This window comes from Devosia ginsengisoli, from assembly GCF_024707105.1.
Classification (GTDB): domain Bacteria; phylum Pseudomonadota; class Alphaproteobacteria; order Rhizobiales; family Devosiaceae; genus Devosia; species Devosia ginsengisoli_A.
Map to the genome: position 1 here is coordinate 173,392 of NZ_JANQAJ010000013.1, position 25,804 is coordinate 199,195.

General features: G+C 63.9%; 26 protein-coding genes and 1 pseudogene. 13 read left to right on the plus strand and 14 right to left on the minus strand.

The window, feature by feature from the left end; translation table 11 throughout:
• Nucleotides 1-77: 77 nt before the first annotated feature.
• Nucleotides 78-1,156: pseudogene (gene recA / locus NVV79_RS20960) on the minus strand (recombinase RecA).
• 300 nt (nt 1,157-1,456) lie between these two features.
• Between recA and araD1 the strand changes: the two are divergent.
• The 5 genes from araD1 to NVV79_RS20985 are packed head-to-tail and all read left to right on the plus strand — an operon-like array spanning nt 1,457 to nt 4,613.
• Nucleotides 1,457-2,443: an AraD1 family protein gene (gene araD1 / locus NVV79_RS20965; protein WP_303994358.1), complete on the plus strand. Its 987-nt coding sequence runs from the start codon at nt 1,457-1,459 to the stop codon at nt 2,441-2,443.
• A 56-nt stretch (nt 2,444-2,499) separates the two neighbouring features.
• Nucleotides 2,500-3,519, plus strand: a complete 1,020-nt coding sequence (locus NVV79_RS20970; protein ID WP_303993710.1) for an aldo/keto reductase — start codon at nt 2,500-2,502, stop codon at nt 3,517-3,519.
• Between the two features lie 59 nt (nt 3,520-3,578).
• Nucleotides 3,579-3,932 (plus strand): helix-turn-helix transcriptional regulator, encoded by a 354-nt coding sequence (locus tag NVV79_RS20975; protein WP_056232192.1) that lies wholly within the window; start codon nt 3,579-3,581, stop codon nt 3,930-3,932.
• A gap of 10 nt (nt 3,933-3,942) precedes the next feature.
• Nucleotides 3,943-4,437: an SRPBCC family protein gene (locus NVV79_RS20980; RefSeq protein WP_303993717.1), complete on the plus strand. Its 495-nt coding sequence runs from the start codon at nt 3,943-3,945 to the stop codon at nt 4,435-4,437.
• Nucleotides 4,434-4,613, plus strand: a complete 180-nt coding sequence (locus tag NVV79_RS20985) for a hypothetical protein (RefSeq protein WP_303993720.1) — start codon at nt 4,434-4,436, stop codon at nt 4,611-4,613. Before NVV79_RS20980 ends, NVV79_RS20985 begins: the two co-directional genes overlap by 4 nt.
• A 203-nt stretch (nt 4,614-4,816) precedes the next feature.
• Here the strand turns inward: NVV79_RS20985 and NVV79_RS20990 are convergent, their stop codons facing one another.
• The 8 genes from NVV79_RS20990 to flgB all read right to left on the minus strand — a co-directional run bounded on the left by NVV79_RS20990 (nt 4,817) and on the right by flgB (nt 11,727).
• A complete protein-coding gene (locus tag NVV79_RS20990; protein ID WP_303993723.1) occupies nt 4,817-5,212 on the minus strand; it encodes a DUF2237 family protein in 396 nt (131 codons plus the stop codon).
• Nucleotides 5,209-7,782, minus strand: a complete 2,574-nt coding sequence (gene cckA, locus NVV79_RS20995) for a cell cycle histidine kinase CckA (protein WP_303993726.1) — start codon at nt 7,780-7,782, stop codon at nt 5,209-5,211. Before cckA ends, NVV79_RS20990 begins: the two co-directional genes overlap by 4 nt.
• A 371-nt stretch (nt 7,783-8,153) precedes the next feature.
• Nucleotides 8,154-9,236, minus strand: a complete 1,083-nt coding sequence (gene flhB, locus NVV79_RS21000) for a flagellar biosynthesis protein FlhB (protein ID WP_303993729.1) — start codon at nt 9,234-9,236, stop codon at nt 8,154-8,156.
• 3 nt (nt 9,237-9,239) lie between these two features.
• Nucleotides 9,240-10,007 carry a flagellar biosynthetic protein FliR gene (gene fliR / locus NVV79_RS21005; protein ID WP_303993732.1) on the minus strand — a complete coding sequence of 256 codons (768 nt, stop codon included), beginning with the start codon at nt 10,005-10,007 and terminating at the stop codon, nt 9,240-9,242.
• A 2-nt stretch (nt 10,008-10,009) separates the two neighbouring features.
• A complete protein-coding gene (fliQ, locus tag NVV79_RS21010; protein ID WP_303993734.1) occupies nt 10,010-10,276 on the minus strand; it encodes a flagellar biosynthesis protein FliQ in 267 nt (88 codons plus the stop codon).
• A 251-nt stretch (nt 10,277-10,527) separates the two neighbouring features.
• A complete protein-coding gene (locus NVV79_RS21015; RefSeq protein ID WP_303993737.1) occupies nt 10,528-10,863 on the minus strand; it encodes a flagellar hook-basal body complex protein FliE in 336 nt (111 codons plus the stop codon).
• 21 nt (nt 10,864-10,884) lie between these two features.
• Nucleotides 10,885-11,295 (minus strand): flagellar basal body rod protein FlgC, encoded by a 411-nt coding sequence (gene flgC, locus NVV79_RS21020; protein ID WP_303993740.1) that lies wholly within the window; start codon nt 11,293-11,295, stop codon nt 10,885-10,887.
• Between the two features lie 24 nt (nt 11,296-11,319).
• Nucleotides 11,320-11,727 carry a flagellar basal body rod protein FlgB gene (flgB, locus tag NVV79_RS21025; RefSeq protein WP_146289563.1) on the minus strand — a complete coding sequence of 136 codons (408 nt, stop codon included), beginning with the start codon at nt 11,725-11,727 and terminating at the stop codon, nt 11,320-11,322.
• A gap of 182 nt (nt 11,728-11,909) precedes the next feature.
• Here flgB and NVV79_RS21030 point away from each other — a divergent pair, with 182 nt between their 5' ends.
• Complete coding sequence (locus NVV79_RS21030) at nt 11,910-12,581, plus strand: flagellar biosynthetic protein FliO (RefSeq protein ID WP_303993744.1); 672 nt, start codon at nt 11,910-11,912, stop codon at nt 12,579-12,581.
• 67 nt (nt 12,582-12,648) lie between these two features.
• Entirely contained in the window at nt 12,649-13,341 is a 693-nt protein-coding gene (gene fliP / locus NVV79_RS21035) for a flagellar type III secretion system pore protein FliP (protein ID WP_303994360.1), read from the plus strand.
• A 126-nt stretch (nt 13,342-13,467) separates the two neighbouring features.
• On the opposite strand, the gene NVV79_RS21040 is transcribed toward fliP, so the two are convergent.
• The 5 genes from NVV79_RS21040 to NVV79_RS21060 all read right to left on the minus strand — a co-directional run bounded on the left by NVV79_RS21040 (nt 13,468) and on the right by NVV79_RS21060 (nt 20,080).
• The gene (locus tag NVV79_RS21040; protein WP_303993747.1) at nt 13,468-16,818 is read right to left on the minus strand and encodes a lipopolysaccharide assembly protein LapB; all 3,351 of its coding nucleotides are present in this window, start codon (nt 16,816-16,818) and stop codon (nt 13,468-13,470) included.
• Between the two features lie 163 nt (nt 16,819-16,981).
• Entirely contained in the window at nt 16,982-18,049 is a 1,068-nt protein-coding gene (locus tag NVV79_RS21045) for a MotE family protein (RefSeq protein ID WP_303993749.1), read from the minus strand.
• Nucleotides 18,046-18,474 carry a DUF6468 domain-containing protein gene (locus NVV79_RS21050; RefSeq protein WP_303993752.1) on the minus strand — a complete coding sequence of 143 codons (429 nt, stop codon included), beginning with the start codon at nt 18,472-18,474 and terminating at the stop codon, nt 18,046-18,048. Before NVV79_RS21050 ends, NVV79_RS21045 begins: the two co-directional genes overlap by 4 nt.
• Complete coding sequence (gene fliM / locus NVV79_RS21055; protein WP_303993755.1) at nt 18,474-19,667, minus strand: flagellar motor switch protein FliM; 1,194 nt, start codon at nt 19,665-19,667, stop codon at nt 18,474-18,476. The genes NVV79_RS21050 and fliM overlap by 1 nt, the downstream gene beginning before the upstream one ends.
• Nucleotides 19,667-20,080, minus strand: coding sequence for a flagellar basal body-associated FliL family protein (locus tag NVV79_RS21060; RefSeq protein WP_303993758.1), 414 nt, complete (start codon nt 20,078-20,080; stop codon nt 19,667-19,669). Before NVV79_RS21060 ends, fliM begins: the two co-directional genes overlap by 1 nt.
• A 378-nt stretch (nt 20,081-20,458) precedes the next feature.
• Here NVV79_RS21060 and flgF point away from each other — a divergent pair, with 378 nt between their 5' ends.
• From flgF to NVV79_RS21090, 6 genes are all read left to right on the plus strand, one after another.
• The gene (gene flgF, locus NVV79_RS21065; protein ID WP_303994362.1) at nt 20,459-21,196 is read left to right on the plus strand and encodes a flagellar basal-body rod protein FlgF; all 738 of its coding nucleotides are present in this window, start codon (nt 20,459-20,461) and stop codon (nt 21,194-21,196) included.
• A 14-nt stretch (nt 21,197-21,210) separates the two neighbouring features.
• Nucleotides 21,211-21,996 (plus strand): flagellar basal-body rod protein FlgG, encoded by a 786-nt coding sequence (flgG, locus tag NVV79_RS21070; RefSeq protein ID WP_303993762.1) that lies wholly within the window; start codon nt 21,211-21,213, stop codon nt 21,994-21,996.
• A 14-nt stretch (nt 21,997-22,010) separates the two neighbouring features.
• Nucleotides 22,011-22,952: a flagellar basal body P-ring formation chaperone FlgA gene (gene flgA, locus NVV79_RS21075; RefSeq protein WP_303993765.1), complete on the plus strand. Its 942-nt coding sequence runs from the start codon at nt 22,011-22,013 to the stop codon at nt 22,950-22,952.
• Between the two features lie 19 nt (nt 22,953-22,971).
• Nucleotides 22,972-23,709: a flagellar basal body L-ring protein FlgH gene (gene flgH / locus NVV79_RS21080; RefSeq protein ID WP_303993768.1), complete on the plus strand. Its 738-nt coding sequence runs from the start codon at nt 22,972-22,974 to the stop codon at nt 23,707-23,709.
• Nucleotides 23,710-23,910: 201 nt separating this feature from the next.
• Nucleotides 23,911-24,069 carry a hypothetical protein gene (locus NVV79_RS21085; protein ID WP_303994372.1) on the plus strand — a complete coding sequence of 53 codons (159 nt, stop codon included), beginning with the start codon at nt 23,911-23,913 and terminating at the stop codon, nt 24,067-24,069.
• Between the two features lie 221 nt (nt 24,070-24,290).
• Nucleotides 24,291-25,781, plus strand: coding sequence for a carboxypeptidase M32 (locus tag NVV79_RS21090; protein ID WP_303993771.1), 1,491 nt, complete (start codon nt 24,291-24,293; stop codon nt 25,779-25,781).
• Nucleotides 25,782-25,804: the final 23 nt, after the last annotated feature.

Below are 25,804 nucleotides of genomic sequence, written 5' to 3' on the forward strand. Positions count from 1 at the left end.
CCTTGCGGCCGATCGCCAAAAGAAAAGAGGCACCGCTTGCGCGATGCCCCGAAAATCCCTGCATGGGAGGGAGGAACTCAGTCGTCGTCGCCGGAACTATCGTCATCGACGCCGGCCACCAGCAGCACTTCGCCAAGCAGACCCGAGCTTTCACGTACGCCCTGCTCGATCGTGCTGGCAATCGCCGGATTGTCCTTGAGGAACTGGCGGGCATTCTCACGGCCCTGCCCCAGCCGCTGGCTGTCCCAGGAGAACCAGGCGCCGGACTTTTTCGACAATACCGGACTTGACGCCCAGATCGAGCAATTCGCCGGTCTTGGAAATACCTTCGCCATACATGATGTCGAATTCGACCTGACGGAACGGCGGGGCCAGCTTGTTCTTGACCACCTTCACCCGGGTCTGGTTGCCGACGACTTCCTCGCGATCCTTGAGGGCGCCGATACGGCGGATGTCGAGGCGCACCGAGGCGTAGAACTTGAGCGCATTGCCGCCCGTCGTGGTTTCGGGCGAGCCATACATCACGCCAATCTTCATGCGAGATCTGGTTGATGAAGATGACGAGGCACTTGGACTTGGAGATGGACGAGGTCAGCTTGCGCATGGCTTGGCTCATCAGGCGTGCCTGCAGGCCCGGCAGGGAATCGCCCATTTCGCCCTCAAGCTCCGCCTTGGGCGTGAGCGCGGCGACCGAATCGACCACCAACACATCGATGGCGCCGGAGCGGACCAGCGTATCGGTGATTTCGAGGGCCTGTTCACCGGCATCGGGCTGCGAGATCAGCAGGTCATCGACGCTGACGCCCAGCTTGCGGGCATAGATCGGATCGAGCGCATGTTCGGCATCGACGAAGGCACAGATGCCGCCGGCCTTCTGCGCCTCGGCGATGACATGCAAAGCCAGCGTGGTCTTGCCCGAGCTTTCCGGCCCGAAAATCTCGACGATACGGCCCTTTGGCAGGCCGCCAATGCCCAGCGCGATATCGAGGCCGAGCGAACCGGTGGAGATCGATTCGACCTCGATGGAGGACGCTTCGCCAAGGCGCATGATCGAGCCCTTGCCGAAATTGCGCTCGATCTGGCTGAGCGCCGCGGCAAGTGCCTTGTCCTTATCCATCGATCCACCTTCAACAATACGAAGCGGCGCACTAGCCATCTGATCTCTCCTTATTCCACGCTCTTGGAGGCGGCGCAACGCGCTGGCACCATTGGTGGCAATACCCTGAATGTCCGCTATTTGTTCTCATATTGTTCCAGCCGCGTCAAGGGACAAAATAAGAACATTCGCGTTCACACACAGCCCGAATTCGTTAGCAGACTGTTAGCATCGACGCGCGCAACGTGTGACAGGTCAACGGCGCCTCATAAGTATGATTTTTGACTTGCCACCGCATGGCCGGTTGCGCTTTATGCCAGCAGCCCGCGCTGAAAGTTGAGGAGCCGCGCCGTGAACCTGATCCAGTTTTTCGATACCAATGGCGAACGCGCGGTCGGCGCCGTCGACAATGGCGTCGCCCGCACCGTCAATGACGCGACCAGCGTCTATGAACTGGCCATCGCGGCGCTGTCGCGCCATGGCGGTCTTGGCGCCCTGATCGCCGAAAAGGGTCTCGGCGCCGAAGTGGACCGTCCTGCCCTGCTTGCCGAAGGCCGCATGCTGGCGCCGATCGACCATCCCGATCCGGCCCATCTCTATGTCACCGGCACGGGCCTCACCCATCTTGGCTCGGCCGCGACGCGCGACGCCATGCACAAGTCCAACGGCACCAAGACCGAGGAAGGGCTGACCGACTCGATGAAGATGTTCCGCATGGGCCTGGAAGGCGGCAAGCCGGCCGACGGGCTCAAGGGCGTGCAGCCGGAATGGTTCTACAAGGGCAACGGCTATACGGTGATCAATCCCGGCCACCCCATTCCCTCGCCCGGCTTTGCGCTCGATGCCGGCGAGGAGCCCGAGATTGCCGGCATCTATGTGATCGACCAGAACGGCCAGCCGCGTCGGCTGGGCTTCGCGCTGGCCAATGAGTTTTCCGACCATGTGACGGAGCGGGTAAACTACCTCTACCTCGCCCATTCCAAGCTGCGCGCCTGCGCCCTCGGGCCGGAACTGCGCGTCGGCGACCTGCCCGGCCATATCGAGGGCCAGTCGCGCATCTGGCGCGATGGCAGGGTCTTGTGGGAAAAGCCGTTCCTGTCGGGTGAGGACAATATGAGCCACACCATCGCCAACCTCGAATATCACCACTTCAAGTATGACCTGTTCCGCAATCCGGGCGATGTGCATGTGCATATGTTCGGCACGGCGACGCTGAGCTTTGCCGACGGCATCAAGACCCAGCCGGACGACATTTTCGAGATCGAGGAGGCTCAGTTCGGGATGGCCTTGCGCAATCCGATCCGTGTGGAAACCGAGCATCCTGTCATCGTCGGCAACGTCTATTGAGCTTGAAGCCAGCCAACTAACATGTCAGTTATCCCACCGCCTGCTGGAGGGATGACATGACTGCTCGCACATTCGAAAAGCGCCGCATCGGCCGCACCGATCTCGAGGTGACGACGCTGGGGCTAGGCTGTGCTTCCCTGGCCGGCATTTTCTCCGCCGTCCCGGCCGAGCAGGCGCGCGCCACGGTCGGCCATGCGCTCGATGTCGGCATCAACTATGTCGACACGGCCCCGCAATACGGCCTCGGCCGCTCCGAGCATCTGGTGGGCGATGCGCTGCGCGAGCGGCGCGATGGCGTGGTGCTGTCGAGCAAGGTGGGCCGGCTGCTCAAACCCGTCAGCGCCGCCGAGCAGGACAAGGGCAACTGGATCGATCCCCTGCCCTTCAACCAGCGCTATGACTATTCCTATGATGGCGTGATGCGCTCCTTCGAGGACAGCCAGCAGCGGCTGGGCATCCAGAGCATCGATATCCTCTATGTGCATGATATCGGCGTGGCGACGCATGGCGCGGAAGGCAACAAGCCGCTCTGGGCGCAACTGGCCAATGGCGGCTACAAGGCTTTGCGCGAATTGCGCGATGCCGGCGTGGTCAAGGCCATCGGGCTGGGCGTCAATGAATGGCAGGTGCTGATGGACGCCTTTGCGCTGGGCGACTGGGACGTGTTCCTGCTGGCCGGGCGCTACACGCTGCTGGAACAGACCTCGCTTGACCCTTTCATGACCACGTGTATCGAGCGCGGTGCCTCGGTGGTGATCGGCGGCCCGTTCAATTCGGGAATTCTCGTGGGCGGCGACAAGTTCAACTACGCCAAGGCCCCGGACGATATCGTCAGCAAGGTCAGGGCCATCGAAGCCGTCTGCCGCGAATTCGACGTGCCCCTGCCCGCCGCGGCTCTGCAGTTTCCGCTGACTCATCCGGCCGTCTGCAACGTGCTGCCGGGGCCACGTTCGCCGGCCGAGCTGGACGGCATTCTCGGTTGGTGGGACGTCAAGGTGCCCGCCGAGCTGTGGACCACGCTGGCGGCCAAGGGCCTGCTGGCCTCTGGCACGCCCATTCCCGGCGGCGTGGCTTGACGACTCCCGGCCATAAGAGCAATATAACCGGACGGTTCTAGAACCTGAAAGTTATTCCCATGCCGACGCCAGCCGCCCTCGATGCGACCTTCCAGGCGCTTGCCGATCCGACACGGCGGGCCATTCTGGCGCGCCTGGCGCAAGGGGAAGCCTCGGTGATGGAACTGGCCGAACCCTTCGCCATGAGCCAGCCGGCCATTTCCAAGCATCTCAAAGTGCTTGAGAATGCCGGGCTGATCTCGCGCGGTCGCGACGCCCAGCGCCGGCCCTGCAAGCTGGAAGCCGCACCGCTGGCCGAGGCCACAGGCTGGCTGATCGAATACCGCAAATTCTGGGAGAAGCAGTTCGGCCAGCTCGATGACCTGCTCGACGAGCTCAAGCGGCTCGAAGCCATGGCCGGCAAGAACAATTGAGGAGATGGCAATGGGCTTTGGCGGACCGCTGACCGTAACCACGCCTGACGACACGCAGATCGTGATCACCAGGCAGTTCGATGCGCCGCGGCACCTGGTATTCGCCTGTTACACCCAGCCGGCATTGATCCGCCGCTGGCTCAACGGCGCCGAAGGCTGGGTGATGACGGTCTGCGAATTCGACGCCAGGGTGGGCGGCAAATATCGCTACGAGTGGAAAGCGCCCAGCGGCTATGTGATGGGCATGGGTGGCGTGGTCAGGGAAATCGAGCCGGTCGAACGCCTGGTGAGCGCCGAAGTGTTCGACGATGACTGGACCGGCGGCGAGACGGTGTCGACGCTCATCTTTGACGAAGAGAGCGGGCGGACGACGCTGGTCAATACACTCAACTATTCATCGAAAGAAGCCCGCGACGGCGCCCTGGCGACGCCGATGGCCGATGGCATGGAATTCGGATTCAGCAAGCTCGATGCGGTGCTGACGGAACTGAAGGTGCAGGAATGAACGATCCTCGTGTTTCGGCAATCATCTGCGCCGCGGTCGCCGCGTGGCTGGGCTATACGATCTTCTTTTCCGCCGAAGCACCCAGCACATTCCTGGCGGTACTGCAGTGGACGTTCTTCGTCGTGGCGCTGGCGGGGTTGGGCGTGGCGCTGGCGCGGTTGGTTAAGGGGCGGTAGTCGGCTGCGATCCGGGATATTCCAATGCCGGTGCGTGTGGCCAACCCCCACCCTCATTCCCTCCCCACAAGAGTGAGGAAGACGCAAGGCCAACTGGCCGAGTTCCGCTCAATGCTTCAACAGTCACCGGCCAGGCTTCCCTCCCCCTTGTGGGGAGGGAATGAGGGTGGGGGTGCTGCTTGCACCGACCTCCCGAATGAGTCTCAGTTCAAATCCAGCGCATAGGCCTTGAGCACATCCAGCGGGACAAGGCCGAGCACCGCCTGGTTGGTCGAGCGCAGGAAGACGCGTGGGGCTTTGCCGGCCTGGTGGGCCTGGAGCCAGCGCTGGGCGACGAGGCACCAGCGGTTGCCGGCGACGAGGCCGGGAAAGGCGAATTGCGGCATGGGTGTCGAGAGGTCGTTGCCCACCGAAGCCGAATATTCGAGGAACTCGTCCGTTGCCTCGATGCAGACCAGATGCACCGCGGCATTGTCGGGCCCGGCAGCGCAATAGCCGGTGCGGAAGAAGCCGGTCAGCGGATCGCTGGAACAAGGGCTGAGCGGTTCGCCGAGCACATTGAGCTCGGCGGGACCCTCGAAGCGCCCGTGGACGTTCAATTGAGGTCGCCCTTGCCGACCTTCTGCAGCACTTCCTTGACCTTGGTATTGATCTGGTCGAGCGAATAGGGCTTGGGCAGGAATTCGACGCTCTGGTCGTCCTCGATATCGCGGCGCACGCTTTCCTCGGCATAGCCGGAAACGAAGATCACCTTGAGATCGGGCATGCGCTCCCTGATATGCTTCAGCAGCGTCGGGCCGTCCATTTCGGGCATGGCCACATCAGATATCATCAGGTCGATGTTGAAATCTTCATCCTCGAGGACCTCAAGGGCTTCCTCGCCGCCATCGGCCTCGAAAACCTCATATCCGGTAGCGCGCAAGGCGCGGGCCGAAAAGGCGCGCACGCTCTCTTCGTCATCAACCAGCAATATCCGCTCGTGGCCGGTGAGGTCGCGCACCGGGGCGGCAGCAGCAGCGGCCTTGGCTGCCTGTTCGGTGACGCTGGCGACATGGCGCGGCAGGAAGATCTTGAACGTGGTGCCCACGCCAACCACCGAGACCGGGTAGATATAGCCTTCGGTCTGCTTGACGATGCCATAGACGGTGGAGAGGCCGAGGCCAGTGCCCTTGCCCAGCTCCTTGGTGGTGAAGAAGGGCTCGAAAATCTTCTGCAGCACTTCGGGGCTCATGCCGGTGCCGGTATCCTGCACGTCGATCAGCACGTAATCGGCCGGCGCCATGCCTTCGAAATTCAGCCGCTCGGCCTCCGAGCGCTCGACATTGGAGGTGCGGATGGTGATGGCGCCGCCATTGGTCATGGCATCGCGCGCATTGACCACCAGGTTGATGATGACCTGTTCGAGCTGCACCACATCGGCGCGGACCGGCCAGATATTGCGGCCATGCTCGACGCTGAGCGTGTTCTTTTCCCCGATCATGCGCTTGAGCAGCACGGTCAGGTCGTCGACGATCAGCGGCAGTTCCAGCACCTGCGGGCGCAGGGTCTGCCGGCGCGAGAAGGCCAGCAACTGACGGGTAAGGCCGGCCGCGCGATTGGCATTCTGCTTGATCTGCATCAGCTCGCTGAACGAGGGGTCGCCCGGCTTGTGCTTGAGCAGCAGCAGGTCGGAAAAGCCGATAATGGCGGTCAGCAGGTTGTTGAAATCATGCGCCACGCCGCCGGCAAGTTGGCCCACAGCCTGCATTTTCTGGCTCTGGGCGAACTGGGCTTCGAGCTTGCGCTGGTCGGTCATGTCGAGGGCATAGACATTGACTTGTTCGGGCGAGCCATTGCTCATTTCCGACGAGGACAGGTAGAGCCGCACGGCGTGGTCGCCCTCGGCGCTGAGCAGCGCATCGACGGGCTCGACCTCGGAGCGATGCGCGGCGGCATCAGCGATGGCGCGGGCGAATTTCTCCCGGCTCCCCTCGCCGATCAACTCGCTGAGCGGCTGCAATTCGAGGCTCTTTTCCTCGCCTGCCCATTTGAAGATGCGGCCGAACGGGGCATTGGTGCGGATGATCCGCCCTTCGGCGTCGAGCGTGGCAATGGCGAAGGGCGTGTCGTTGAAGAAACGCGAGAAGCGCACTTCGGCGGCGCGCAGGGCTTCTTCGGTGTCGGGCGCCTTGGATTTGTCTAGGACGAGGGTGCGGGTCTCGCCCAGTTCACCATCGGCAAGGCGCGCGGCGCGATGAAGCAGGCGCACCGGGAAGCTGGTGCCGTTGCGGCGCACCAGGTCGATATCGATGATCTCGGTGCCGATTTCGCCATCGCCGCGCCCGCGCATGAGCAGGGTCGCGCCATCGCCGCGCACGAGATCGCTGAGACCCAGATGGCCGGAATTGAACTCGGCCAGGTCGTAGCCGAGCCAGTCGGTCAGGGTCGAATTGAGATACTGGATGCGGCCATGCGCATCGGCGGAGAAGAAGCCGGCCGGGGAATGGTCGAGATAGTCGATGGCGCGCTGCAGGTCGCGGAAGGCGCTTTCGTTATTGTCGCGGTCACGGGTGATGTCTTCCACCGACCAGATGACCAGCGGCTTCTGGGCCTCGTCGGATTCCGGCAGCGGCCGCACCGCGACGCGGTACCAATAGGCCCGGGCGCTGTCGCTCAGCGAGCCGCCCAGGCCGCCGACAATGCGGATATCCTCGATCGCGGCGCGCCCGTCCTTGGCGGCGCGGGACAGCCGGTAGATGGCCTCGCTGGCATCGGACTGGCCGGCAAAAAGCCGCGGCACGCCGACCGGAACCCCATTGGTCATGGCGCCGGAAAAGCTGCCGTAATGCGCGTTGACATAGGAAATCTTGCCGTCACGATCCGCCACGACCGCACCGAAGGGCAGGCTGTCGACCATGGCATTGGAAATGGTACGGCGTTCCTCGCCATTGGCGAAGCGGAACAGGCCGGCGGCGAGGCCGAACAGGCAGAACACGCCGATGACGGCCAGCACGCCGACAAAGGTCATGATGAACTCGGCCGGGATCCTGTCGCCGAAGAAGGAGAAGCCCACCGCAATGGCCACCAGCACCAGGGCAAGCACGACGACCCGCCACAGGCCGGCTCCGCCCCGCCCCGCCGTAACGAGCGGGTCGGGATAAGTGTCCTCGCCTGTTGGCGTCGATGCCATGGGTCAGGATGCTCCGTAACCGGTGAGTCGGGCCGAATCAGGCACGTGGCAATGGTCTAGCAAATGACCCGGTCCTGCGGGAGACCGATCATGGTTTTCAACACGGGATCACGGCGAAACAACAGCATGAACGCCGCCAATGCCGCATGCACAGGATTTTTGGCGCGGTGTCCCAGTCGACACCCTCCCCCTTGAGGGGAGGGATCAAGGGAGGGGGTGTCGAGCGTTCCGCAAGGATCGAGTTCGTGGAGACCTCGGCACCCCCTCCCTGCTCGATTCCACGGACTTAGCTGACGCTAAGTCCTATCTCGCTTCCCTCCCCTCAAGGGGGAGGGTGGGCCTGGTGGCTCTTGCACCATCGTGCGAGAAAATCAGTTCGCCTTCCACCCTGCCCCGCGCTTGAGGCGCATGACGAAGCCGATGACTTCGGCGACGGCCTTGAAATGCTCGTTGGGAATGGATTCGTCCACATCGACGCTGGCGAACAGCGCCCGCGCCAAAGGCGGGTTTTCGACGATGGGAACGTCGTGCTCCTTGGCCAGTTCGCGGATGCGGAAGGCCACCGCATCGGCGCCCTTGGCCACGCATTTGGGGGCCCGCATGGCCTTGTCGTATTTGAGCGCGACGGCAAAGTGGGTCGGGTTGGTGATGACCACGGTGGCATCGGGCACAGCGGCCATCATGCGCTTGCGCGCCCGCTCCTGCCGCAACTGGCGCAGCTTGCCCTTGATGTGAGGATCGCCCTCCATCTGCTTGTATTCGTCGCGGGTTTCCTGAACCGTCATCATCAGCTTCTTCCACCATTTCTGGCGGACATAGAGATAATCGGCAAAGGCGATGACGGTGACGATGGCCAGCACCGCCATGAAGATCTTGATGCCGATTTCCTGGAAATCGCCGAGGATCATCGCCGGATCGGCCGTCATCATGGTGTCGAGCCGGTCGCGCTCGGGCCAGACCACGGCGATCACCACCGTGCCGACAATGACGATCTTGAGCAGGCCCTTGCCAAAATTGACCAGCGACTCGGTGGAGAACAGCCGTTTGGCCCCGGCCAAAGGCGAAATCTTGGAGAGCTTGGGGGTGATCGGCTCGGCGGAGAACAGCGGCCGGTGCTGGATGAGATTGGCCAGCACGGCGCAGGTCGACAGCACGACGAGCGGAATGAGCACGGTGCCGATCAGCGCCAGCGCCAGATTGTTGAAGAAGGCGCCGAAACCCGCGCCGCCCAGCTCGAACCGGTCGGCATTCATGATGATCAGCTTGAGCGATTCCGACAGGCTCGAAGCGGTGGCGGGCGCCATCATGGCGAAGATGGCGGCCGAGCCGAGCAGCATGAACCAGGTGACCACTTCCTGGCTCTTGGCGACATCGCCCTTCTTGTGGGCATCCTCGAGCTTCTTTTGGGAAGGGTCTTCTGTTTTGGCGTCTTGTTCGGGGGCTTCGCTGGACATGGTTCAGCCTCTCCACATCGCAAGGTGTGCCTCGAAGTGGCTGAGATACCAGCCCATCATCATGGTCAGCAGCATGGCGAAGAGCACCAGCCCGATCATGATATTGGCCGGCATCAGCAGGAAGAATACCTGCAAGGCCGGCATGAGCCGGGCCAGGATGCCGGCGCCGAGGTTGAACACCAGGCCGAACACGATGAAGGGCGCCGCCATCTGTACGCCGACGCTGAAGGCGCCGGCTACGGTGCGAATGGCCAGTTGCGCCGCATCGTCGAACATCAGCGGCGCGTCGAGCGGAAACAGCGTGTAGCTGTCATAGGTTGCGGCCAGCGCCACGTGATGCAGGTCGGTGGCGAAGATCAGCACCATGCCGAGAAAGCTGAGGAAGCTGCCGAACACTGCGCCCTGCACGCCCACCTGGGTCGGATCGGCCGCCATGGCGGCCGAAAGGCCGGCCTGGAAAGCGATGATGGCGCCGGCCACCTGCGTCGCCATGACGGTGATGCGCACGATGGCCCCCAGCATGATGCCGATGGCCAGCTCGTGGAAGATGAGGCCGACAATGGCCATGAAATCGGCCGGCATGGCGGGCAGGCTGGACGAGAGCAGCGGATAGACCACCAGCGTGAAGGCCAGCGCGAAACTCAGCCGCATGCGCATGGGGATCATGTCCTCGCCCAAAGCCGGCATGAGCATGAGGATGGAGCCGATGCGCGAGAACAGCAGCAGGTAGACAAAGGCCGTATTGGGCAGCCAGTCGAGCCCGACCGTCACCGTCAGCCGCCCACGATGATCATGTCGACCACGCGGTTCATATAGCCGCCCATGGTGGCGCCGAGGAATGGCAGGGTCAGCAGCATGGTGACGAAGATGGCGATGATCTTGGGCACGAAGACCAGGGTCTGTTCCTGGATCTGGGTCAGCGCCTGGAACAGCGCGATGATGACGCCGACCACAAGGCCGACCAGCATCATGGGCGACGCCACGATGATCAGCGTCCAGATGCCGTCGCTCGCAATGTCGAGAACTTCTGCGCCGGTCATTGTCGGTTCCAGGGTGGAATCACAGCCACAGCTTATCTCATTCCCAGGATTTCAGTGCCCTGAAGCCGCAGTCATCTCCCTCCCCCTTGTGGGGAGGGATCAAGGGTGGGGGTGGCCTCACACGCCGAGCTTGCGGAGCATACCCCCACCCTGCTCGATTCAACGGACTTAGCTGACGCTAAGTCCTATCTCGCTTCCCTCCCCACAAGGGGGAGGGTGGACCCGGTGGCTGGAGGCACCTCAAAGAGAAACTAGATCGGCATCCGCATGATTTCTTCATAGGCGGAGATGACGCGGTCGCGGACGGTGACCATGCTTTCGATGGCGATTTCGGTTTCGCTGAGGGCGGTCACCATGTCCACGACATTGGCCTTGCCATTGACCATGTCGATGGCCATCCGGTCGCTGGTCGCCCCGGCATCGAGCACGCCCTGCACCTGCTGGGCCAGCATGTCGGCGAAGTTGGGACCTGTGCCGCCAGACGCCATGGCGGTGAGGTCGGTCTGGGGCCGCGCGGCCTGGTTGATGAGGCGCTGGGCATTTCCATAGGCGGCGGTGGCGGCGTTGAACGGCGTGTTGACGGCCATTTGTTCTTATTCCTCTCCCGGTCAGCCGCGCAGGATATCGAGCGTGCGCCCGAGCATCTGCCGCGTGACGGTGACGACGTTGAGATTGGCCTCATAGGTGCGCTGGGCCTCGCGCATGTCCATCGCCTCGATCAGCGGATTGACGTTGGGATATTGCACATATCCGGCAGCGTCGGCCGCCGGGTGGCCGGGCTCGTAGCGCGAGGAAAAATCGCTCATGTCATAGGCCAGACGCCCCACCTCGACGATCTTGCCGCCGACATCGGGATCGAAGCTGGCCTCGAAAGTGGGGATGCGGCGGCGATAGGGCTCCTCCCCCGGCGCCTTGCCGGCGGAATCGGCATTGGCGAGGTTTTCGGCAATGACACGCATGCGGGCCGTCTGGGCATGCAGGCCCGTGGCGGCGATGCGGAGCGATGAATTGAAGTCCATGTGACGCTAGCTCTCTATCTGCGCTCAGGCCTGCTTGCCCATGGCGGTGCGGAGGATCTTGATCGATTTCTGGTAGAGGCTGGTCGCCGCCTGATAGTCCATCAGGTTGGTCGTGACCTTCATCATCTCGTCTTCCAGGGTGATGCCATTGCCTTCCGGAGTGATCTCGAAATTGGCCATGCGCTGCGCGCCAAAGGCGCCGCCTTCGCTGCTGGACACGGAAAAGTGCATCGGCTGGGTCGCCGTGGTGGTCACCGCGGCCGACGAAAAGCCCGCCTGGCGGTCGGCAAAGTCATATTGGGCAAGGTCGCGGCCGCGATAGCCGGGGGTTTCGGCATTGGCCACGTTCTCGGCCAAAAGGCCTTGACGGGTCTGGTGCCAGCGCATCTTGTCGGTAAGCGCCGAAAAGACCGGCATGTTCATGAGGCCCATTGGCCGAAGTCCCCCGCGAGTCTAAAAAGCGTGACGCGATGGGCAAATCTTGCCGACCTATGGTTAATCAAGCGTTAACCGACGCCGGTTACGGCAGTTTCAGCCTCGCATTCTGCACATTTGCGGGATGTGGTAGGCAATATGTGCCGCCCGGATTCGGGTGAACCTGATTTGGAGCCGACATGAGTTTTATCACCAGCCTCTTCGGTGGCGAGGGCAACACTTTCCTCACCGCGATCTTCGCCCTCGGCGTGGTCATCGTGGCCATCCTGCTGGTGCTGTGGCTGCTCAAGCTGCTGTTCAAGGCATCGGGGAACGTGGCGCGCGGGCGCAACCGGCGGCTGGCGGTGGTGGATTCGCTGGCGCTGGACCCCAAACGGCAATTGCTGATCATCAGGCGCGACAATGTCGAGCACCTGATCCTCACCGGCGGAGCGCAGGACCTGGTGGTGGAAACCGGCATCGCGGTGGAAGAGGCCCCGGCGGCCCAGCCGACGCGCCGCCCCATTCCCATGGTGGCGACCCGCAAGCCGGCCCCGGCCAAGACCGCGCCCGTTGTTGCGCCTCCGGTCGCCGCACCCTCGGCGCAGCCGGCCGAAGCGGCGCCCGCAGCGCCGGCCACGGCTATCGAGCGCCTGCGCGACCTGGGACAGCCGACGAACAAGAAGGCCCATCTCTCGCTGCGCCATACCGGCCTGCTCCGCCCGGTCAGCGATATGGAAATGCCGGTATCCCCGGAAAACGCGCCCGCTCCGGTCGCACCCGCCGACGACTCAGCTAAAGAGGATACGGCGCGGCGAGACGTAGAAGGCTCCGACCTTGTCGAGGATACCAGCGAGGCAAACCGGAACTGAGGCGCCGCCGTCGCGTCTGCGGCGGCTTGCACCCTATGCCGGCCTTCTCGCCTTTGCGCTTGCGGCGCTGATCCCCAGCCTGGCCTTCGGGCAGGACATTTCCATCGATTTCGGCGACGACACGACGCTGACCGAACGCGCCGTCCAGCTTATCGGGCTGATCACCCTGCTGTCGCTGGCCCCGTCCATCCTGGTGATGGTCACCAGCTTCACGCGTATCGTCGTGGTGCTGTCGCTGTTGCGCACGGCCATCGGCCTGCAGACCGCGCCGCCCAATTCGGTGATGGTCTCGCTGGCTTTGTTCCTGACCCTCTTCGTCATGCAGCCGACGCTGCAGCAGAGCTACGACCAGGGCATCGCCCCGCTGCTGGCCGGCGATATCGAGATGACCGAGGCGTTCGAACTGGGCAGCGCGCCACTGCACGAATTCATGCGCGCCAATGTGCGCGAGCAGGACCTGACCCTGTTCTACGACCTGACCGATGCTCCGGTGCCCGAGGAGCCCGAGGCCATTCCGCTGCAACTGCTGATCCCGGCCTTCATGATCTCCGAACTGCGGCGCGCCTTCGAAATCGGCTTCCTGCTGTTCCTGCCCTTCGTGGTCATCGACATGGTGGTGGCCTCGGTGCTGATGAGCATGGGCATGATGATGCTGCCGCCCGTGGTCATTTCCCTGCCGTTCAAGCTGATCTTCTTCGTGCTGGTCGATGGCTGGTATCTGGTGGCGGGGTCACTGGTGCGTAGTTTTGTGAGCGGGTAGAGGGCCACTACAGCCCTCATGGTGAGCCCGTCGAACCAGGAGGGCGTGGCACCATAGCTCCACTCGCTCGCCCTCGTGGTTCGACGGGCTCACCATGAGGGCTCTGGAGGAATCTTCGCGTGCTTGCTACAGGCTCGCCAGACCCGTGGTCGGTTCGGCAGCATTGAGGGGCGCCAGGGCGCCCTCGCCGGCATAGGTGTCGCGGTAGGAGGCGAGGAAGGCGTTGATGCCGCCGACATCGGCGACCTGGCTGGCCACCGCCTTGAATTCGAGGCTGGTAATGGCGACCTGCCCGGTCACCAGATCGAACATCGGCCATTCCGGCGTTACCACCATCGCATCGCCGAACTTGGAGCGCAGGCGCGACAGACCGAATGTATCGCCCGACAGGGCAAAGCCCACGGCCGCCTTGATCAGCCCGAGGCGGACGGGCTGGGTCAGGGGCTGGTTGCGCGGCTGGTCGGCATAGAAGGCTTCCAGCATTTCGCTGGCCTGGTCGTAGCGCTTGGCGCGCCAATGCGCGTCGATGCGCAGCAGCGTCACGTCGCGCCCGTCAAGGTCCCGCATCAGATCGAGCGCCAACTGGTCGCGTCCACCATCGATCATGGCGCGCGCCTCGAGAATGCGACGCTGGCGCTGCAGGGAGTCCGGCAGGCCGGGCAGACGGGTCTCGTTGAGCACCCGCAGCGCGTCCTGCGGCCGGCGGTCGGCCAGGTAGATGACGGCGAGATCGGCGGCGATCTGGGTGCGGGCCACGCCGCGCAGGCGATTTTGCAACTGGTATTCGAGCAGGTCCGCCGCCTGCGCCAGCAGATCGACGCGCACCAGCCGGCGGGCCAGGTTGCGGATCATTTCGTCGCCGCGGGCGCCGGGCGGGGTCAGTTGGCGGAAATCGTAATAGAGGCCGAGCGCATCGACCGGGCCCAGCGAGTCGGCGACGCCGTTGAGGAACAATTCGCCGAACATATGCTGCGCCTTGTCGCGCAAAGCATTGACCGACGAGCTTTCGGAATAGTTGGCGACGGCCTGCTGCACGGTTTCGAAACCGCGTCGATAGTCGCCATCGCGGAAGTAGAAGTCGGCCAGCATGGTCTGCATATCCGCTTCCAGCGGATTGCCGCGCCACAGCAGCGATTCCGCCGAGAGCGTGTCGGTGGCCTTGGCCAGGTCGAGCGTGCCCTGCTGGTCCAGCAGGCGCAGGGTGCGATAGATGGCCTCGGCGCGCGTGGGGCGGATGTCGGCGGCGATCACCTGGCCATAGGTGTCGATGGCCTCGGAAACGCGGTCCCGCCCTTCATCGATCCGGCCCGACATCAGGTGGTAGAGGCTGGAATCCTCGGGATTGAGGCTGGCGAAATCGATCGAGTCGAGAAAGCGCTCGGCCAGCGTCATGTCGTCGGTTTCCACGGCGGCGCGCAAGGCGGCGAAGTAGAACCTGTTGCGCACCCAGAGCGGGTAGTTCTCGACAATGCTGTTGGCCTCGATGGCGTCGAACCGCGCGCCCTTGAAGTCGTAACTATCGGCCCGGGCGATGGTGCGCCACAGCAAGGCGTCGAGTTCCTGGCCCACGCCGGACGAATTGAGAATGCTCAGCGCATCACTGGGGCGGGAAGCCAGCGTGTCGGCGATGGCGCGGGTGATGCGGATCTTGCGCGTCAGGTCCTCGGCCTTGAGCTCGGTCTCCAGCACGTCGAGGACGCCGAGTGCCTCATGGGCGAAATGATTGGCGACATAATATTGCGCCAGGTCCAGCCGGGCGGCGTCGCGCTCCCTGCCCTCGCTCCCGGCGGCATCGACCAGCAAATCCTCGATATGCTGGTTGAACGTGCCGTAATCCTTCTCTTCCAGCGCCGCCAGGTCGACGAAGCTGCCGCGCAGGCTTTCGGTAATGCCATTGCCGATGGTGCGCGGCGCATCCACCGCCGAAACGGTGAGCCCGCCAGCGGTGGACAGCACGGCCAGATTATTCTCGACGGCGAGGTCGAGTTCGGGGCTTTCCGGCTTGATGACCAAGCCGTGGACGCTGCGCAGGGCCGAGAACTCGACATAGTCGAGCCGGCGGGTCACGCCGCGCGCCGGCGGATAGGCGGTGACCACCTTGAGGAGGTCCCCCACCAGCGGATCGCGGAAATCATGGATGCGGGCGGGCCGCGCCACATCGGCCACGACTTCGAAATTGCCCTCGATATCGCGACGGCGGCTGAGTTCGATCGGCTCGGTCGGCGTCAGCATGATATCGCCCAGCGACAATACCCAGGCCATACCTTCCGAGCCGAGCGTGGCCAGCCGATCCTGCGACAGCTCGATCCGCACCACCTGCGTATCGCCCGAGGTCACCACGGCAAATTCGCTGGCCAAGGCATCGAGTTCGGCCGAATGGGTGGGCGGCGTTATGCCTGAAATGGTGTCGAACATCATCCAGACCGTATCGCCCCGGCGGAACACGGCAGCCGGTGTATCCTGCTCGAACGGAAAGACGACGCGCACGGTCGAACCCAGCACGCTGACAAACGGCGTCACCGTCCGGGCGGCCGTTTCGGGGAAGAGCTTGTCGACCAGGGCCGTGGCGGGGCCTCCCGAGGCCGCGGCTACCGCTTCCGCCTCCTCGGCGGCTTCATCCACCAGATCGGCGGCGGTGAAGCTGGGCAGGCCGACTCCGGCTATGTCGATATCGAGAATATACTGGCTCGGCGAATTCTCGTAGAAGCGCGGGGTAACGCCCTCGGCCAGATCAAGCGTGACCATGGCCCCATCGGGGGTTACCGCGCTTTCGACCGAGGCGATTTCGGGCGGCAGGTCCACCGCCAGGTCGCGCAGGTCGACACCAACAGGCCATTCGAAGGCGATGTGGCTGGTCTCGCCTTCCTGCACATATTCGGCCGTGGTCGGCACGGTCCAGTCGAACTGGACGCGCATGAAAGTGGGATTGCGGCCGACGCGGATATTGGCCTGCGGATTGAGCTCGACCACCTCGGCGGCCTTGCGCTCGCGCTCGGCGCGTATGGCAGCCAGGCGGGCCCGCTCGGCCAGCTCGTCGATGATATCCTGCGGCAAGGCCGGCGGCATGCCCTGCCAGGTGCTGGGCAACAGGTCGATGAAGAGTTTTTCGCCGGCCTCGATGCGGTTGAAGCTGAAGGCGGCGCGCAGGCCCAGCCGCAGCCCCATGCCGTCAGGATCGACCCGCGCCACCGAGAGATAGGGCGCCATCGTGGTGCCGACATCGGGCAGGATGACGGCGATCTTTTCCTCGAATTCGAGCGAGAGCACGCCGTTTTCGATGCGCATCGTATATTTGGGGAGATCGTCGCGGCCCGGAAAGCTCAGGATCAGGCGGGCATAGCCATCTTCCTGGGTGGCAAAGAGCTGGCCCTGCTCCTGCGCCATTGCCGGCGCGATAAAGCTCAGCGCCGCGATGACGGCGCCTGCCAGGACGGCCCGCCCCGCGCGCCGCAAGCCAACCATGATCGCGGTCTTCACCGGCTTCTGCCCGCCCGACGCACTCTGCGCGTCTCATGGCGGAAGCCTTCGGCTCCGGGATCATAAAACGCATGGGTTACACGATAGTCCGTGCCGACCCTAGCGCCCCGGGCTTAACGTCACCTTACGCCGAAGCATAAAGCCTCAGGCATTTCAGCGTTCATCATTGACCCACGATCTGCGGCAGGGCGGCCAGATCGTCCGGGGTCATTTGCGTCGGCGGCTTGTCCGCCAGCGTCGCCATCTGCACCGTCAGTTCCTGTGCCCGCGGAGCCGACATTTCGGCCAGGATCGGCGCCATCTTGCGCGGATTCATCGTCTTGGCCACGCGCAGCAGCACGTCCATGTTGAGATCGTTGAAGATATTGGCCGCATCCTTGGGCCGCATGGTTTCATACATCGCCACGATACCGGCAAACTGGCCCGCTTCCATCTCCGTCCGCTGGTCGACGAGGCTGGAAATCTGGGCTTCCAGCGCCTCCAGCGTGGCCGCGCGTTCCGCGATGCGCTTTTCGGCGGCATCGACGATCGAGGCGCGCAGGGCCAGGTCGCTCTCATATTGTTCCAGCTCGGTGCGCCGGGCCGTCAGGCGTTCCAGCAATTGCTGCTCGGTGCCCGACACGCCATCGACGGCGATCAGGGGAATGATCTGGCCATCGGCGCCAATTTCCGTGGGCACGACATCGCCCGAAGGCAGGCAATCAGCCGCCATCTGGGCAGCAAAGCTGCCTTCAGGCACCGGACGGGGCTCCACCGGAGTCTCCGTGGCTTCGCCGTGGCCGCCATCCGAAGGCTCGGCAGCGACCGGCCGCAGGACGACATCGCCACTCGCGGTGATCGTGGCGTCGGATTCGACGCAATAGGTTTGCGAAGCCGTCGTGGCGGCAACGGGCGGCGCCTCCGGGCCCGGCATTGCGCCAGGTTCGCTAGTTGCCTCTTCTGCCGCCGGCGTGCCATGGCCTCCCCCGGTTTCGGCTGCCGGCGCGCCAATCGTCGGCGCCCCGTCCGACAGGGTCGGGCTGGTATCCTGCATGGTCGGCTCGCCCGCCGGCGTGACCGTCTGGTCCGCCTCGGTCGTGCCCACCGCATTGCCGTCAGTGGCCCCGGCCGCCTGCGCCACGCTGACGCCGCCCAGCACGTAGCCGCCATTGGTCACAAGACCCATTGTCTTGAGCACCAGCAAAGCGGCAATGGCCATGACGACGACGGGCAGCAGCCGGATTTTGGTCACGCAGCGACTCCGCGGGTGCGCACACGCGTCGACAGTTGCTCAAGCGCGGACTGCACCTTGTTGGGCTGCTCGACCGGCTCGATGGCCTGGCTGTGCCGGGCCACGCTGGTGATCTTGGCAATCCGCTCCATCAGCACCGTGCCGGCATTGACGTGGTTGGCCAGCTCGATGCCGAAACGCTCGGCTTCTTCCAGCCGCGCATTGAGCGACAGGTCGGCCTCGACGGCGGTCTGCTTGAGCTCCTTGATCGCCTGATTGGCCAGGTTGGTGGCGCCGACCAGGTCGGCGACCATCTGGCGCATCACGTCCTTGTCGGCGTGAAGGCGCTTCAGGCGCTGGTTGAGCACGATGCAATATCCGATTGTTAGCGCGAGCAGAACGGCGACAGCGCCTTCCACGAACAGCCCCAGAGGCAAGCCGAACATCATCGTCCTTCCATTTTCTCGTCGATCGCCTCGAAGGCCGCCATGGTGACCTTGGGCGGGTTAAGCGGGCGGGAAACCCGCACCGAAACGTGGTTGCCGATATGGCCCATAATGGCCTCGGTGAGATCGACATCGCCGCAGCGCAGCCGGACCGGATCGCTGGGGGAGCGCTCGAACATCACGGTATCGCCGGGCTGCATGGCCAGCATGCGGGAGAGCGGCAATTCCTGCTCGTGCAGCACCGCCTCGATCTCGACATCGGCGGCGTAGATCTCGGTGGCGAGATGGCCTTCCCAGATCGGATCGCGGCCGAATTTTTCACCCATGAACATCTGCAGCAGTTGCTCGCGGATGGGTTCGATCGTGGCATAGGGCAGCAGGATTTCGATCTTGCCGCCACGATCGTCCATCTCGATGCGCAGCTCGATCAGGATGGCGGCATTGCCCGGCCGCGAAATGGCGGCGAAGCGCGGATTGGTCTCCATGCGCTCGAGCTTGAAATTGACCTGCGTCACCGGCTCGAACGCGCGGTGGGTATCGTCGAGGATGACCTCGATCATACGGCGGGCCAGCGCCATTTCGATGGTCGTATAGGGCCGACCCTCGACGCGGATATTGCCGCCGATGCGGCGCCCGCCCAGCAGCACGTCGATCATGGAATAGATCAGGCTGGAATCGACGGTGAGCAGGCCGTAATTCTCCCATTCCTCGGCCTTGATGACCGAGAGGATGGCCGGCAGCGGGATGGAATTGAGGTAGTCGCCGAAACGGACCGACGAGATCGAGTCCATGGTGACTTCGACATTGTCGGAGGTGAAATTGCGCAAGGAGGTCGTCGCCAGCCGGACCAGCCGGTCGAAGACGATTTCGAGCATGGGCAGGCGTTCGTAGCTGACCAGCGCCGAATTGATCAGCGCCTGCACACCCGTCAGCTCGACATTGCTGCCCACGCTGGCATCGAAGCCGAGCAGGCTGTCGATTTCGTCCTGGTTGAGAACGCGGTCGGGACCGCCCTCCCCGTCGCCATTGTCGCCTTCGAGCATGGCGGCCCATTCGGCGGCAGCGGCAGCGGCCCGCTCTTCCTCGGTCATGTCGTCTTCGCTGACCGGGGCGGCAGCGCTCGCGCCGGGGCTGGCGACGTCATCGAGCCCCCATTCGTCCGCCAGCTTGTCCTGTTCGGTCGGGCCCGCCATTACTGCACCAGGATTTCCTTGAACAGCACGGATTCGACGCGGCTGGGATAGATCGCGACGTTGACGCGGCGCAGCAGCTCTTCCTTGAGGCGATAGACGCCCGCCGAACCTTCGAGATCGGAGCGGCGCAGCTCGCGCAGATAGACCTGGAACGCATCGACCACCTTGGCCATGCGCGGCTGGATTTCCAGCATCATGTCCTGATTGGCGACTTCGAGCGCCACGGTCAGCTTCATGAACGAGCTCTTCGGCTCGGCGTCGTCCTTGAGGTTCACGATCATCGGCGGCAGGTTGAAGATGAAGGTGTGGCCGGTATTGACCGCCCCTTCCGGCAACGCGCCTTCCGCAGCCGCTTCAGTCGACGCGGAGGAGGACGAGAGGAAGAAGTAGAGCCCGGCCCCGGCCAGCAACACGGCGATGGCCGCCGCACCGATGATGATGAAGAGCCTGGGGGCCCTTTCCTGGTCGCGGCGCCGTCTTCGATTTCTGCATCAGCGGCCATGCGAACCCTGCCAGATATGAGGCTTGCCGGACGATTCCGGTTGCTACTCCAGCTAAGGGGTCGATGGTTAACGATTGGTTACAAACTGACCTCAAGCGGCAAAATTTGCCGGGCAGCTTTTGCCGCGCACGGAAAGAATGACGCGGCATGGTTGGCACAGCTTGAGAGCTATCTAATTGATTTGATTAAATTTTGTGACTTGGCATGGTTGCTGCAAGGTAAATGGCGAGGCCGCGGCTTGGGGAAGTTGGCAGTCTCGGGGACGTTAACATTCCGGGGATCAGCAATGATCGAGAATGCGCAACTCATCAGCCTTTCCAGGCAGATAGCGCTGCAGCGGCAGATGGACGTGGTGGCCAACAACATGGCCAATATCAACACGTCCGGCTTCAAGGCCGAGAACATCCTGTTCGAGGAATATGTGATGCCGGTCGCCCGCGACCAGGATTTCCCGAGCCTCGACCAGCCGCTCTCCTATGTGCAGGACTGGGCCACGGTCCATGACCTCAGCGGCGGCGCCATGGTGCAGACCGGCAACGACCTCGATGTGGGCCTCAATGGCGACGGCTTCTTCGCCGTGCAGACCCCGGCCGGCGAGCGCTGGACCAGGTCCGGCGCCTTCCAGCTCAGCGCCAACGGCACGCTGGTCGACCTCAACGGCAACCCGGTGCTCGGCGAAGGTGGCCCGATGCAGTTCGGCGCCGAGGAAACCGGCATCCTGATCGCCGCCGACGGTTCGGTCAGCTCCAGCGCCGGCCCCAAGGGCCGCCTGCGCCTGGTCGAATTCGCCAATGCGCAGGAATTGACCCGCGAGGGCAACAACTTGTTTGCCGGCGGCACGCCGGTCGCTGCAACCAATACAAGCGCCATGCAGGGCTTCATCGAACGCTCCAACGTCTCGGGCGTCGCCGAAATGGCCGAAATGATCCGCGTGACCCGCGCCTACGAATCCGCCGCCAATCTGGCCCAGAAGCAGGATGAGCTGCGCCGCAGCGCCATCCAGCGGCTGGGCGACGCCAACGCCTGATCGGAGCAAATGCCATGAAAGCCCTCTACATCGCATCGACCGGCATGGGCGCGCAGGAACGCAACGTCGAAGTCATTTCCAACAACATCGCCAACATGCGGACCACGGGCTACAAGCGCCAGCGCGCCGAGTTCGAGGACCTGCTCTACCAGCAGATCACCCGCGCCGGCTCGCAGACCTCCGACCAGGGCACGATGATCCCGGCGGGCCTGGAAATCGGTTCGGGCGTGCGCACCGTCTCCACCCCGCGCGTCATGAGCCAGGGCGCGGTCAACATCACCGAGCGTGAGCTGGACGTGGCCATCCGCGGCGAGGGCTTCTTCATGGTGCAACTGCCCGACGGCCGCACCGCCTATACCCGCGACGGCTCGTTCGAACGCTCACCCGAAGGCGAGATCGTGACCTCGACGGGCTATGCCATCGATCCGGGCATCGCCATTCCGGGCACGGCCACCTCCATCGCCATCTCGCCCGATGGCATGGTCAGCGCCTATCTCGACAACGAATCCACTCCGACCCAGATGGGCCAGCTCCAGCTCGCCCGCTTCGTCAACAAGTCGGGCCTGGAATCGATGGGCGACAACCTGTTCCTGGAAACGGCCGCCAGTGGCCCGGCCCAGGTCAACGTGCCCAATACCGATGGCACGGGCGACCTGATGCAGGGCTATCTCGAAATGGCCAACGTCAATTCCGTCACCGAAATCGCCGACCTCATCGCTGCCCAGCGCGCCTACGAGATGAACGCCCGCGTCATCTCCGGCGCCGACCAGATGATGCAGGCCACGAGCCAGTTGCGTTGAGGAGGACCGTGAAGATGATCCTGCGTTCCACCATCACTCTTGCCGGACTGCTGCTGTCAGGCGCCGCCTGGGCCGCGCCCGTGCTCAAGGCCGACATCGTCGTCACCGGCGCCATCGTCACCGTCGGCGACATGTTCGAGGATGCCGGTGCCGCTGCCGAGCAGGCCCTGTTCCGCGCACCGATGCCCGGCACCAGCGGCATGGTCGGCCTCGCCGATGTCGATGCTGCGCTCAACCGCATCGGCATCGATGCGTTCGAAGCCGCCGGGGTCGACAGCGTGCGGGTGAGCCGCGCCGCCACCGTCGTGGATGAAGCTGTCCTGGCCGATCTCATCACCGCCGACCTCGCCGCCCGCGGCATTGTCGGCACCGGCATGAGTGTCGACACCCTGTTCTCGAGCCCGGTCCAGCCGCTCAATGCCGAGGCCGTGGCCCAGCCCGCCAGCATTATCAGCCTGCGCTACCTGCCCGGCAGCGGCGCCTTCACCGCCCGCTTCGCCATTGCCGGCATCAACCAGCCGCTCGATGTGGCCGGCTCGATCGAGCTGATGATCGAGGCGCCGCATATCAATGCCAGCCTGCCCGCCGGCACGCTGCTGGCCGAAAGCAATATCGAGATGCGGCCCGTGCCGCTGAAATTCGTCGAAAGCAGCGGCGTGCCGCGGCTGGAAGACGTGGTCGGCAAGACCCTGCTGCGCCAGAGCCGCGAAGGCATGATGCTGCGCGCCGCCGACGTGGCCGTGCCGCTTGCCATCAACAAGAACGACCCCGTGACCATCTATTTCCGCAAGGGCCCGATGACGCTGACCGTCAAGGGCCAGGCCGTTACCGGCGCCGCCTCGGGCGGGCCGGTGCAGGTGCTCAACCTCATGTCCAAGCGCGTCATCAGCGCTACCGCAATCGCTGCCGGCGCCGTCGAAGTCAGCGCCGACCCGCTCGCCGTAGCGGGTATCTAAGCCTCAGGAGACCAGACCAATGAACCTCTTCAAGACAGCCGCCCTCCTGACGCTCACGGCCAGCCTCGCTGCCTGCAGCACCATGGACCAGCTTGCCAGCGTCGGCCAGGCGCCGCCGCTGACCGCCATCGCCGACCCCACCACGACGGCGGGCTACCAGCCGGTGCATATGCCCATGCCGGAAGCCATTGCCGACACCTACCAGCCCAATTCGCTCTACCGCACCTCTGCCAAGGGCTTCTTCAAGGATGAGCGCGCCCACCGCATCGGCGACATCCTGACGGTGATGGTGACCATCGACGACAGCGCCAAGATCGCCAACACCACCCAGACCGGCCGCAACTCCACCAATTCGGCCGGCATGGGCGGCATTTTCGGCGTCGCCGTCGACAATCTCAGCGGCGGCAGCATCAATCCGTCGGCGATGATCGATTTCGACTCCGGCCTCACCAATCGCGGCAATGGCTCGGTCAACCGCTCGGAAAGCCTCGAAACCTCCGTCGCCGCCGTCGTCACCCAGGTCCTGCCCAATGGCAACCTGGTGATCGAAGGCCGCCAGGAAGTGCGGGTGAATTTCGAAGTGCGCGACCTGATCGTCGCCGGTATCGTGCGGCCCTCGGATATCCAGGCCAACAACACGATCCTGTCGTCCAAGATCGCCGAAGCGCGCATCTCCTACGGCGGCCGCGGGCAGATCACCAATATGCAGCAGCCGCGCTACGGCCAGCAGGCCATGGACGCCATCCTGCCCTTCTGAGGCCTATGAGTTTCCCCTGCCGGCGCATTCCCCCAATGGCGCGGCAGGGTCCCCGGCGGGCGCCAGAATGGCCCCGCCCGGTCGGCTCCAGAACAGATCCGGCCTTCCAGAGGCGCAGTCCCCCGGCTGCGCCTCTTCCCCTTTTTCGGGGAACGCATCGGGCCTGCTATGGTTGACCCGGCAACAACCAAGGAGATTGCCATGTCCATGGGTACGGGTATTGCCGTCGGGATCGCCATTGGCGTCGCGATCGGGGTCGCGATGGATAATATCGCGATGGGGATCGGCATCGGTATTGCGATCGGCATCGCCCTGGGCGGCGCCTGGCAGGCCTATAACAAGGACAAGCCGAAGGAGTGAGCGGGGGACCGGCGACGGCAGTAGCCCTCATGGTGAGCCTGTCGAACCACGAGGGCGTGGCAGGATGCTCCACTCGCCCGCCCTCGTGGTTCGACAGGCTCACCATGAGGGCTTTGGTGCCTCAGTTCAAATCCAACGCAGGGCTTATGTGTTAGGACATACACTTGCGGATACCGCCGGGCTATGGAACATCACGCTTCCAGCTATTCCCGGAGCCCCGCATGTCCTTCCAGAAACTCGACACCCTTGGCCGCAAGCTCGAAGCGCTGGAGCATGCCTTGTCCATATTGGGGGCCGATGAAGCCACCCATATGGCGGTCGGCGGCGGTGAAAAGCGGGCCGAGGCCATGTCGAACCTGGCGGGCATGTATCACGCCCAGGCGACTGCGCCCGAGATCGCCGACTGGATCGAAGCGGCAAAGCCAGAAAGCGAGGACCAGACGCTCGCACTGGCCGAGTTCAAGCGCCAATATATCAACGCCACCTGCCTGCCGACCGAATTCGTCGAGCGTCGCACCGCGGCCACCATGCGTTCGGAACAGCTCTGGCGCGAACTGCGCGCCAAGGGCGACTGGGACAGTTTTTTGCCGGCGCTGGAAGGCGTGGTGGCGCTGGTGCGCGAAGAGGCGCAATTGCGCAGCGAGGCGCTGAAACTGGCGCCTTACGATGCGCTGATGGATCAGTATGACCCCGGCAACCGGACGGCCGAGCTGGATGCTGTGTTCAGCGATCTGAAAACCTTCCTCAAGGACTTCGTCCCCGAGGCGCTCGACGCGCAGGAACGCCGGCTGGCCAAGCGCCCGCGCAAGAGCCTCAACGGCCCCTACCCGATCGAAAAGCAGCGCGAGCTGGGCCTGGCCGCCATGCGCGCCGTGGGGTTCGATTTCACCCATGGATCGCTGGCCGTGTCGCATCACCCCTTCTGCGGTGGCGTGCCATCAGACGTGCGCATGACCACGCGTTATCGCACCGATGAATTCCTGTCTTCGCTGATGGGTGTGCTGCACGAAACCGGCCACGCGCTTTATGAGCAGGGCCTGCCCAAGGACTGGTCGCATTGGCCGCTGGGCAAGGCGCGCGGCATGGGCATCCATGAAAGCCAGAGCCTGTTCGTGGAAATGCAGCTCGCGCGAAGCCCCGAATTCTGGGAATTCGCTTTGCCGCTGGTACACCTGCATCTGGGCGAGGACGCTATTCCCGGCTGGGACATCGCCGATATCCTCAACGAGGTGAACTATGTCGAGCGCGGCTATATCCGCGTCGATGCCGACGAGGTCACCTATCCGCTCCATGTCATCCTGCGCTACGAACTGGAGCAGGAGCTGGTCAATGGCAAGCTGGAAGCCAGCCAAATTCCCGAGGCCTGGGACGCCAAGATGACCGAATATCTCGGCATTTCGACCCTCGCCGATCCCAAGGACGGCCCGATGCAGGACGTGCACTGGCCCGGCGGCGCCTTCGGCTATTTCCCCAGCTACACTTTGGGCGCCATGATCGCGGCCCAGCAATGGGCGGCGCTGGAAAAGGCCCAGCCGGGGGTACGCGAAGATATCAGCAAGGGCGAATTCGGCGGCGTGAACCAGTGGCGCAGCGACAATATCTGGTCGCAGGGCTCGCGCTGGTCGACGCCAGACCTGATCACCAAGGCAACGGGCGAGCCGCTCAACGCCGATTTCTTCAAGGCGCATTTGAAGCAGCGCTACCTGGCCTGACGGGAACAGGAGAAGCGGATCAC